A 10,097-nucleotide genomic window follows, 5' to 3' on the forward strand; every position below is an offset into this window, starting at 1 on the left:
AAGCCAGCTCCACACAAAGAGATGTAAAAATTCAAAAAATTATTATTACATATTCAAAAGCCTCGAATCCGGATACGCATTTAAAGCATAAGTGTTGATGAGGTAATTAGTAACGGCCTAAAACTAACTCAAAAATAAGTAACTCATGATAATGGCGTCTTCCTTACCATTTCCCGATTTAGCTGGGTAATAGTTGTAACGACGGTCCACTTCATTAAAACCTGCTTGCTCATAAATATGGATAGCTGGGTGATTACTTTCACGCACTTCTAACCAAGCACTCTCTGCTTTGGCTTGTTCACAGTATTCAATAAACGCGTCCAGCAATTTTTGCCCTAGCCCTCTGCCCTGTTGAGAAGGCGCTACTGCAATATTTAATAGTGTCACTTCTCCAACAATATTCTGTCCATAGAAGTAACCAACCACTTGAGAGCCTTCCAGCATCACATGATGGCAAGCACCGCGACTGGATAAGTCACGAACCAAAGACTCGGCCCAAGGGTGAGAATGTGCTTGCTGCTCGATTTGCCAAACTTGGTCGAGGTGCTCTGCACGCATCGGCGTAATTTCAATTGTCACGCATTAGCTCCGTTAAGAAGAGTACGAACAGATTTGTTGCCACAATGCGCGGCGCTGTTCGTTATTACCATCAATATCTTGTAATAGTGGCGAGGTCAGGTGCTTTGCCTTGATGCTTTGATCAGCCTCACAGCCTGCAAACCACACCCACTCTAGCTGATGTTCACCCAGCATGGATAAGCGCTCAGGCTCTAGGTGTAGCGCATCATCAAGCGTGAGCTTAATGCTTTTTAATACGCGCTCAAACATCAATGCCGTCTCGTTTTCTGGACATATTGGCGATACCAATAGGAGTTTACATGAACTTTGCAAATCCAATAATGGCGATTGATAGCCTTCCAGTCTTTCAGGGTGTACCAGCTCCCATGTGCTGATCCCCATTTCACGTAAATACTGTTTCTCGTTAATTGACATTTTCCGTCACCTATTTGAACGAGGGCAATCCTATCAAATTATCGCGATTATACCTAAAGGACTTCAAGGAACACCTGAACACAATGAGATGATTTGGATATTCCTGAACATAGCGTTTTGCCAACGGCCACACATTGGGTATGACATATGAGGTACATTATGAAATTCTTAAATACGCTACTACTTTGCACACTGGTAGCCGCCACCAGCGTGAGTGTTTTTGCTAATAACAGCGATGAGTGGGAGCTGATTGCAACGAAAACCGTTAACTTTCATACAGAAACAGATACCGTGACACCAAATAGCCTATTCCGAAACCGAAGCTTCAGTAAAATAAAACTAAAATGTGTGCAAGGAACGGTAGACATGAATGGTTTAAAAGTCGTCATGACAGATGGTAGTGAGAAAAAGCTTTCCTCTATGGGCGTACTAACAAGCGGATTGTCGACTCGTGCCTGGAGCCTTCCAGGTACAAAAGAAGCCAAGCTAAAACGGATTGAAATGACTTACAGTAGCTGGGGAAGCACAAAACTTAGCCTGCTAGGGGTAAGTAAAAAAGCGAAAATAGAGGTCTGGGGCAAAAAGAAAAGTAACCAGTCATCCTAACCTGCCTATCTCAGTTTTCAGTGAATAAGAAAGAAGCCCACTTAGTCGTGGGCTTCTTTCATTTACAGTTCAGAGAACTCTGGCGCATAGTCTATGCGTCCGGAGCGTCCAGCACATTGACCTTCGACCAACTCTGCGACTCGAAATGCACCTTTAGGGACATCCCAAGCACATTCAAAGCCCATCTCGTCGCATGATTGAAAACCCTGGCGCGCGTAATAATCAGGATCGCCCAACACCACACACACTGGGTAGCCAAAATCACGCAGTGAATCAAAACCTTCTTTGATCAACTCTGCAGCGATGCCTTGGCGACGGTAATCTTCATGAACAGCTAATGGCGCTAGCCCTTGCCATGACAAATCTTCACCATTTAAGGTCACAGGGCTAAATAAAGCATGGCCTATCACCTCTCCCTCATCTGTACACGCGACTAAGGAAAGCGTGAATTTGCTGTTTTCGCGCAAACGCATCACAAGCTCAGCTTCAGCTTCCGTCGGGAAGGCGTGTTTCAATAAGCGGTCAATGGTAAGAATGTCCGCTGGGGCTTCAGTTCGAATAAGCATTCGCTACTCCGGTTGGTTGTGCAGGCGCTTGAACTCCTTTCTGAACAAAATCAGCCAATTGATTCAAAGCGACTTGCATTGCTTTCGGTAACTGCTCTAAGTCGACACTGTCCATTAAGTTTTTCACTTCTAAGCCAAGCTCAGTATCACCTTCAATTGAAAGGCGACGTTGGAAGAACAGTGTGTCAGGGTCTTCTTTACGACCAGCAATCAGTACTAGGTCGTTTAGATTACCACTAAAACTCACATCTTCCTGAACTGGTTTTTCAGCTACCACCAATTTTTCGTCTTGATAGCTGATGTACCATGCTAAGTTCAAGTCTTTAATCGCAACTTTTAACCACTTGTCTTCAAGGAACTCAAAGTCACCATCTTCCAAGGCTTCTTTAAACACCATTTTTAGCCCTTCTAGCAACGCTTTTTGCTGAATTGGCTGTGGTAATAACTGGACTGGAGAACGCAAAATATTAGCTGCGTTCTTTACTAGTTGACTGCGAATCTTGTTTAACACGTTCATTATCCGTTACTTTGTCATTAGGTTGCTTATATTAAGCAATCGTGGCGATGAGATTACTGTTATGTATCAATAAAGTGCTTATTTTAGATTGGTGGTTTATTGCTCACTAACGCTTCTTTTTTTGAACTTACGTGTATTATTGATGCGAACAGGTGGATAAACACTTTTACAACCGTATTTTCAAAGTTATAGTTATCTGAGCGTATCCATGTGATTGTCGACTGCACAGCTAAAACCGCGAGCCCTTTAATGGCAAGTAACACTTTGGCTTGGTGGTAGATCGCCGCAGGCTTATCAGGGTGTCGCTTTTTATACACGGACGAATAATCTGGCTCATTGGAGATCGGTAATACCCTAATGCCTTCCCAGCAATTAAAACATTGGTTTGCCACGCTAACCTCAAATAGCCCTTTCTTCTTTGCCATTCTTGATAAAAAACACAATTATCGAATGGTAAGTGACCGTTACTGCGATATCGCAGGTTTAAGTCATGAGGAAATCGTCGGCTTAAACGATTGCCAAGTGCTGGGTGAACAGTTTTATAAGAAGCTTGCACCATACTATCAGCGCGCGTTCAAAGGGGCACATGTCGAAGCCGAAATCACGCTCGATGAAACCGACCTTGAAACCAGTCTTCACTTTAGTCTTTCGCCAGTTTTTGAAGGTAACGACATTCGCTTTGTTGTTTTTCACGCTGTCGATACTTCAGAAAAGCAGATACTCGTTCGCTCCTTAGAAGAGTCCGAAAGTAAGTTTGCGAAGTTAACACAACTGCTACCAGACGGCTTACTGCTTATCGAAGATGATATTGTCATCTCTGCGAACCCCGCATCAGCGCGCCTTCTCGGACTTAACTCTCCTCATGAATTGTTGGGCGAAGAGCTAAGTCGTTTATTCATCGATGAAAACAGTAAAAAGGTATTTAGTCATCGATTGAGTACATTAATTTCTGACAAACCTTTTGTCTGCTTAACCAGTGCAAGATGCGGCTTTGAACGGAAAGTTCAGCTACACGCGGATTCCACGGCGATATTAGGTAGCGAATCTCAAATTATCCTAATCCAAGATGCTGATGATGCGCCCAAAAACCTGTCTTCTGCATCGAATGAAGACATACACATTGACTCGCTCACCAAACTCTACAACCGCTTTGGCTTCACCAAACGTTTGGAACAGCTGATCAAAAAGCAAACACCGCTTCTGGTGTTCTATTTGGATATCGATAACTTCAAAAACATTAATGACTCACTTGGTCACCATATTGGCGATAAAGTGATTCAAGAGGTATCGGCCCGTCTTAAACGGTTACTGCCAAACCAAGCGATTATTGGTCATTTGGGTGGCGATGAGTTTGGCGTCATTCTGCCGGAGCCAGAAAATACCCGCATGGCTGAAATTTTGTCCGATCGCATTATCTCGTTGATCAACCAGCCTTTCGATTTACACCACTTCAGCAAACGCCTTGCCTGTTCAATTGGTAGCGTTCGATACCCTGAAGACGGACAAGATGCGCGAATCCTACTCCAAAATGCCGATACTGCGATGTATGAAGCCAAAGATCGTGGTAGAAATCGTCTGATCAAATTTAACGATCAAATGAACAAAGAAGCGCGTATGCGTTTGTGGCTTGAAATCGAACTGCAAAAAGCATTGCAGCAGAACGGTTTGGAAGTGTGGTATCAACCTAAGGTTAACGCGCGAGACTTCAGTATCAACGGCGCAGAAGCGCTCGTTCGTTGGAAGCATCCAGTCGAAGGGTACATTAGTCCTGGCTCATTCATTCCTGTCGCCGAGCGCGCTGGGTTAATCGAACACCTTGGACGTGTCGTGATGCGTGATGTTTTCAATACGGTAAAACGTTGGAAGCAACAAAGCATACTGCCAGGCCGTGTCGCCATCAACCTCTCTCCCGAGCAATTTGGCAACCCACAGCTGATCGACTTTATGGAAAAGCTGCTTCGCACTACCGAGCTTGATCCAAGCTGCATTACCTTCGAGCTAACCGAAAGTGCCGTGATGAGTGATAGCGAACATACACTGCAAATGTTGAATGCGATTAAAAAGCTTGGCTTCGCTCTCTCTATCGATGACTTTGGTACCGGCTACTCTTCTCTTTCCTACTTAGCGCGTTTCCCTATTGACGAGCTAAAAATCGACCGCGCTTTTATTAATGATATCGACACACTACCGAAACAAGTCACTGTGATTGAAAACATCATTAACCTAGGTAAGTCGCTCGACTTAACTGTCGTTGCCGAGGGGGTGGAAACCCACCAGCAAGCGACCCTGCTCTCTAACCTTCAATGTAATGCGATTCAAGGATTCCATTTTTATCGCCCGCAGCCAAAACATGAAATTGAAGAGCTGTTTGTACAGAATCGTCGTCACAAGAACTAACCCCGACCCGATACCCTTACTCGCAAGGGGTAAATATCGACTTTATTGAGCTAAACCTAACTTAGGTCAATTTCGCTATTCATAATTCTTCATAAAATGCGGACACCTTTTTATTCTCAATGATTGTGAGCATATGGAACTCTTGTGTCCCGCGGGTAACCTGCCTGCGTTAAAAACTGCGATTGATTGCGGTGCCGATGCCGTCTACATTGGTTTCAAAGATGATACCAACGCCCGTCACTTTGCTGGCCTCAACTTTAACGGCAAGAAATTAGAAAAAGCGGTGCAATACGTTCATGACCGCAATAAAAAAATTCATGTCGCGTTGAATACCTTCGCTCATCCCAATGGCTTCGAGCGCTGGACGAACGCAGTAGACAATGCAGCGGCACTGGGTGTAGACGCGCTGATTGTTGCAGACATTGCAGTGCTGGAGTACGCGGCTCGCAAATATCCCCATCTGGAACTACACCTTTCAGTGCAAGCATCAGCGACCAACGTCGCAGCCATTGATTTTTACAAACAAAACTTCAACGTAAAACGGGTAGTGCTACCCCGCGTTTTATCGATTCATCAGGTCAAACAGCTCTCACGCAACATCACTAGCGATGTCGAGTTAGAAGTCTTTGCTTTTGGTAGCCTTTGCATCATGTCTGAAGGTCGCTGCTACCTATCGTCATACATGACAGGCGAGTCTCCAAACACTGTGGGAGCATGCTCTCCAGCTAAGTACGTTCGCTGGCAAGAAACAGAAAATGGTCTGGAATCCCGCCTTAACGACATTTTGATCGATCGCTACAGCACCGGTGAAAATGCGGGCTACCCTACCTTGTGTAAAGGTCGTTTCGAAGCTGAAATCGAAGGCGAGAAAAAACGCTACCACGCACTGGAAGAACCAACCAGTTTGAACACCCTCTCTATGCTGCCAGAACTATTTGCTGCAAATGTGGCTTCTGTAAAAATTGAAGGTCGCCAACGTAGCCCTGCTTACGTAGAACAAGTCACTCGAACATGGCGAGCCGCGATTGACCGTTACCAAGCAAACCCAGAAGCTTACCAAGTCGAAGCGGCTTGGGATGCCGCATTGGCAAACGTGTCTGAAGGTACGCAGACCACACTTGGTGCTTATCACCGCAAATGGCAATAGAGGTTAAGATGGATAATTCAATGAAATACGCGCTTGGCCCGCTGTTGTACTTCTGGCCAAAACAAGACATCGAAGCGTTTTATGAACAAGCGAAATCAAGCTCCGCGGACATCATCTATCTTGGGGAAACCGTATGCTCAAAACGTCGAGAAATGAAGCCTTCGCATTGGCTTGAAATAGCAAAAGAGCTGTCTGCATCTGGCAAGCAAGTGGTGCTATCAACAATGGCACTACTAGAAGCTCCGAGTGAAGTAAACATAATGAAGAAGTACATCGACAACGGTGACTTCGCGATTGAAGCAAATGACGTATCTGCTGTTCAATTGGCATCAGAGCATAAAGTGCCTTTCGTCGTTGGTCCTGCAATCAATACTTATAACGCACACACGCTCAACTTATTTTTGAAGCAAGGTATGATGCGTTGGTGCATGCCTGTCGAGCTCTCTCGCGAATGGTTAAACGATACTTTAGTTCAGTGTGACGAGCTTGGTATTCGTAACAAGTTTGAAGTTGAGGTATTTAGCCACGGTTATTTGCCTTTAGCGTATTCCGCTCGCTGTTTCACAGCCCGAGCTGAAAACCGAGCGAAAGACGATTGCGAAACCTGCTGTATCAAATACCCTACGGGTATCCAGGTCAGCAGCCAAGAAGGGCAAGAAGTCTTTAACCTTAACGGCATTCAAACACAGTCAGGGTATTGCTACAACCTCATCAATGACTTACCAAGTATGAAAGGGCTGGTTGATGTGGTCCGGTTAAGCCCTCTTGGTATGGACATTTTTTCAGAGTTAGAGCGTTTTCGCTCAAACGAATACGGCGATAATCCTGAAAAGCTCGAAAGCCGCCAATGCAATGGCTATTGGCATCAACTAGCGGGCTTAGAAGTAAAAACCATTTAATCCTTAAAGATAAAAGCGAGGCCTAGCCTCGCTTTTATCTGTTAGCTTTTGTTAGCAGGCTTGCACCCTTGGTTCGACAGAACTCTCATTAAGCAGCTTTTTCACATCTCGCCACAACATACTGATCACGACCAAACTCAATGCAATGTTAGACAATGGGAAAGCTAACCAAATACCTGTCACGCCGAAAAGTTTCGGCATAATGAATAAGAATGGCAACTGGACCAGCATGTTGCCTAGTGTTACAAACATAGCTTTGCTGCCTTTGTTTACTGATTGATAGTACGCGGCCGCCACAACTAAAAAACCATCTAAGAACAACGCAAACATGTGTAAACGAATCCCGATCACGGTGCTATCAATCAACTGTTGGTCAGCATTATTAAACACCGCAACCAGTTCGTACGGGAAAAGGTTCATCAAAACAACGAACGCCACCCCACCAAGCACAGATGTCCCCATCGCGACCTTTAATAACTTTCTGATGTTCTCCTGATTACGTGCACCGTGGTTGAAGCTCACTAAAGGCTGCATACCATTCGCAATTCCTTCGGCTATCAGATAGTAAACCGTCACGATGTACCCCAAAATGGCGTACGCTCCGATCAACATTGCACTTCCGTATTGAGCAAATAACGCGTTGTGCAGTGCCACCATCACAGAGCCGTAGGCGTACATAAAGAAACTTGATGTACCTATCATGATAATCTTTGGTGCAGCATCCACCTGAACTTTGAAGTCGCTGATACGAAGGCGTAATGTTGCTTTTGAAGTAAAGAAGTAACCAATACCGAGCACAGTGACCACTAATTGTGCAAGTGCAGTGGCAATAGCGGCTCCGGTTAACTCCCACTCCAACCAAGCAATAAATACGTAGTCTAATACAATGTTAATAACGGCACCAATGACCATCAAAATCGTTGCTAAGTTCGGGCTGTCGTCATTGCGTAACAGAAACGGAACCGCGATAGAACCCAACGTGAATACGCACGCGACAATCAGAATATGCAAATATTGCAGCGCAAGTTCAAACACTCGCCCTTCCGCTCCTTGCCAGCGAATAAATTCATCCGAAAACAAAAACAATATTGTAGCAACGATCGGCATCAATGCCGCTAACAACGTCAATCCGGTCGTTAGGATTCGCTTAGCGCCTTCATGATCGTTCTTTCCTTGCTTGATCGAAGTCAGTGCACCAGTCCCCACCCCAATCATCATTCCTATACCGAGGATCGAACCGATAATAGGCCACGCAACATTGATCCCAGCTAATCCGTCAGCGCCAACATAACGGCCAATAAAAATGCCATCAACTATTTGATACAAACCGTTCACGAGCATTGCTGCGACGGTTGGAATCGTATATTTCCAAAACTGTCTATAAATTGAGTTTTGCATGACTGTCACCAGTAGTTAGCAAAGCTAACCATTTAATTAGCAAGGCTAACTAAATGGTTAAATTAAATAAAAGAAAGATGAAACAACAAAAACTAAACCATACAGCTGAGGCCTTTGCTTTAGTTTAAAATGACTTATTACTCAATGCTTTATTCAGTAAAGCTTGTAACTGCTCAGCTTCTTGCTGATTTAATTGTTGCATCATTTGTTCAGAGATATCTTTGTACACTACCTGCTCCAAAGACATTTTTTCTGCGACTTCTTCTGTAAGCAACACACGCTTAGCGCGAGCATCCTCATTACATGCGATGCGTTTCACCAAACCCTTTTTTTCCAAACGCACAACCATTGTCGATGCGGAAGGCTTAGTCACTTGCAGCTCTTCTGCAAGATCGGTTATTCGCACACCCTCAGGGTAAACCTGAATCACACGTAAATAATCGAACTCATTAAAGCTTAGATGTGATAATGGATCTTCTTTGGCATAGACACGCCAAGCTTTGGCGCAAAAACGCTCTAAATCAATCAAGCTTTCTTCTAATGCCATAAAGCCACCACCACTTAGTTAGCAAGACTAACTATTTTAAATGAGTCACTCATCAAGTTCAATCATAAAAAAGCCGCTCTCATCGAGCGGCTCTAAATCATTCAATTTCCAGCTTATTGGCAGCCTTTAACTTGGCTAATCTATCTTGCTGTAATTGATCGTAGATTTGCGCCAGCTCCAAGAAAGAATAGCGATGCTCAACATAATCGTAAACGTTGAACGAAATCGCGAGCTTATAAAGTGAGATGGCACTTGCGATATCACTTTCAAGCTGATTACGCTTTCCAAGGTAGAAATACGTTTCCGTCAATCGTTCAGCTAGACGATAATTCTCTCTTGTTCCATCCATAATTGCTTTAAGAGCGTCTTCGTCCGAGACATCTCGCAGCATGATAGCAACAAGAACCCACCCCCACTCTTCACTGCGATCACGTAAATAACGCTGTTGAAGATTGGCTTTTGCTTGCTCTGGATTTTGCTCAGCTTCGATGATGTACAGCCATAATGAACGAAAAGGATCCATTGGCATTTCTTGATAATGCTTGGTCATATCTTCTAAAGCGAGATCGATTCGGCCACCATAATACAGTGCAATCGCACGGTTGCGCTCAGCATAGGTATTATCAGGAGCCAACTCTATGGTCGAGTCAAACGCTTCATATGCCGCATCAAACTCTCCTACTTGGGTAAAGTATACTCCCAAAAGATTGAAGATGTCCGGCTGAGCAGGATTCAACTGCAAAGACTGGTTAAAGTCCAAACGGGCAAGATCACGTAAACCAACGCTGTCGTAGTAGCTACCGCGCTCATAATGCATTTTAGCGCGCACTTCATCACTAAGGTCGGGACGTTGTAGCAACTGCGAGAGACGCGCGATTTGTACTTCTTGTTGAACACTAGGCTGAAGTGGCACCGCCATCGGTGGATATAACCACTTTTGTGCTGATTGTTGAGAAGTATTTGCACAACCGGTCAGCGCGATAGCAACACATAAAATTGCGGTTTGAAACCATTTCACTAATTGATA

Annotated in this window: 11 protein-coding genes; 4 read left to right on the forward strand and 7 right to left on the reverse strand. The window is 44.5% G+C overall.

The window, feature by feature from the left end:
- Window positions 1-123 precede the first annotated feature (123 nt).
- The gene (gene rimI, locus R7E00_RS08495) at window positions 124-579 is read right to left on the reverse strand and encodes a ribosomal protein S18-alanine N-acetyltransferase (RefSeq protein WP_005380122.1); all 456 of its coding nucleotides are present in this window, start codon (window positions 577-579) and stop codon (window positions 124-126) included.
- 12 nt (window positions 580-591) lie between these two features.
- Window positions 592-993 carry a DNA polymerase III subunit psi gene (locus R7E00_RS08500; RefSeq protein WP_005380121.1) on the reverse strand — a complete coding sequence of 134 codons (402 nt, stop codon included), beginning with the start codon at window positions 991-993 and terminating at the stop codon, window positions 592-594.
- A 159-nt stretch (window positions 994-1,152) separates the two neighbouring features.
- Between R7E00_RS08500 and R7E00_RS08505 the strand changes: the two genes are divergently transcribed.
- Window positions 1,153-1,599: a hypothetical protein gene (locus R7E00_RS08505; RefSeq protein ID WP_005380120.1), complete on the forward strand. Its 447-nt coding sequence runs from the start codon at window positions 1,153-1,155 to the stop codon at window positions 1,597-1,599.
- Window positions 1,600-1,661: 62 nt separating this feature from the next.
- Here R7E00_RS08505 and R7E00_RS08510 read toward each other — a convergent pair whose 3' ends face one another.
- Window positions 1,662-2,165, reverse strand: coding sequence for a GNAT family N-acetyltransferase (locus R7E00_RS08510; protein WP_005380119.1), 504 nt, complete (start codon window positions 2,163-2,165; stop codon window positions 1,662-1,664).
- Window positions 2,149-2,676: a ubiquinone anaerobic biosynthesis accessory factor UbiT gene (locus R7E00_RS08515; RefSeq protein WP_005394645.1), complete on the reverse strand. Its 528-nt coding sequence runs from the start codon at window positions 2,674-2,676 to the stop codon at window positions 2,149-2,151. The genes R7E00_RS08510 and R7E00_RS08515 overlap by 17 nt, the downstream gene beginning before the upstream one ends.
- Before the next feature lie 363 nt (window positions 2,677-3,039).
- Here R7E00_RS08515 and R7E00_RS08520 point away from each other — a divergent pair, with 363 nt between their 5' ends.
- The 3 genes from R7E00_RS08520 (at window position 3,040) to R7E00_RS08530 (ending at window position 7,125) form a co-directional block, all read left to right on the forward strand.
- Window positions 3,040-5,079, forward strand: a complete 2,040-nt coding sequence (locus tag R7E00_RS08520; protein WP_065274794.1) for a bifunctional diguanylate cyclase/phosphodiesterase — start codon at window positions 3,040-3,042, stop codon at window positions 5,077-5,079.
- A gap of 133 nt (window positions 5,080-5,212) precedes the next feature.
- Window positions 5,213-6,226: a peptidase U32 family protein gene (locus R7E00_RS08525; RefSeq protein ID WP_213894054.1), complete on the forward strand. Its 1,014-nt coding sequence runs from the start codon at window positions 5,213-5,215 to the stop codon at window positions 6,224-6,226.
- 20 nt (window positions 6,227-6,246) lie between these two features.
- Window positions 6,247-7,125: a U32 family peptidase gene (locus tag R7E00_RS08530; protein ID WP_054576345.1), complete on the forward strand. Its 879-nt coding sequence runs from the start codon at window positions 6,247-6,249 to the stop codon at window positions 7,123-7,125.
- A 51-nt stretch (window positions 7,126-7,176) separates the two neighbouring features.
- Here R7E00_RS08530 and R7E00_RS08535 read toward each other — a convergent pair whose 3' ends face one another.
- The 3 genes from R7E00_RS08535 to nlpI form a co-directional block, all read right to left on the reverse strand.
- Window positions 7,177-8,523, reverse strand: coding sequence for an MATE family efflux transporter (locus R7E00_RS08535; RefSeq protein WP_213907999.1), 1,347 nt, complete (start codon window positions 8,521-8,523; stop codon window positions 7,177-7,179).
- A 124-nt stretch (window positions 8,524-8,647) separates the two neighbouring features.
- The gene (locus tag R7E00_RS08540) at window positions 8,648-9,070 is read right to left on the reverse strand and encodes a MarR family winged helix-turn-helix transcriptional regulator (RefSeq protein WP_005394653.1); all 423 of its coding nucleotides are present in this window, start codon (window positions 9,068-9,070) and stop codon (window positions 8,648-8,650) included.
- A 97-nt stretch (window positions 9,071-9,167) separates the two neighbouring features.
- Window positions 9,168-10,088, reverse strand: a complete 921-nt coding sequence (gene nlpI, locus R7E00_RS08545) for a lipoprotein NlpI (protein WP_213907272.1) — start codon at window positions 10,086-10,088, stop codon at window positions 9,168-9,170.
- Window positions 10,089-10,097: the final 9 nt, after the last annotated feature.

The sequence above is a fragment of the Vibrio sp. Vb1755 genome (genome assembly GCF_033338635.1).
GTDB lineage: Bacteria > Pseudomonadota > Gammaproteobacteria > Enterobacterales > Vibrionaceae > Vibrio > Vibrio alginolyticus.

Coding starts and splice junctions, on each gene's coding strand:
- R7E00_RS08505 (WP_005380120.1), top strand. CDS start 1,153: ATGAAATTCTTAAATACGCTACTACTTTGCACACTGGTAGCCGCCACC.
- R7E00_RS08525 (WP_213894054.1), top strand. CDS start 5,213: ATGGAACTCTTGTGTCCCGCGGGTAACCTGCCTGCGTTAAAAACTGCG.
- R7E00_RS08520 (WP_065274794.1), top strand. CDS start 3,040: ATGCCTTCCCAGCAATTAAAACATTGGTTTGCCACGCTAACCTCAAAT.
- R7E00_RS08535 (WP_213907999.1), bottom strand. CDS start 8,523: ATGCAAAACTCAATTTATAGACAGTTTTGGAAATATACGATTCCAACC.
- R7E00_RS08540 (WP_005394653.1), bottom strand. CDS start 9,070: ATGGCATTAGAAGAAAGCTTGATTGATTTAGAGCGTTTTTGCGCCAAA.
- R7E00_RS08510 (WP_005380119.1), bottom strand. CDS start 2,165: ATGCTTATTCGAACTGAAGCCCCAGCGGACATTCTTACCATTGACCGC.
- R7E00_RS08530 (WP_054576345.1), top strand. CDS start 6,247: ATGAAATACGCGCTTGGCCCGCTGTTGTACTTCTGGCCAAAACAAGAC.
- R7E00_RS08500 (WP_005380121.1), bottom strand. CDS start 993: ATGTCAATTAACGAGAAACAGTATTTACGTGAAATGGGGATCAGCACA.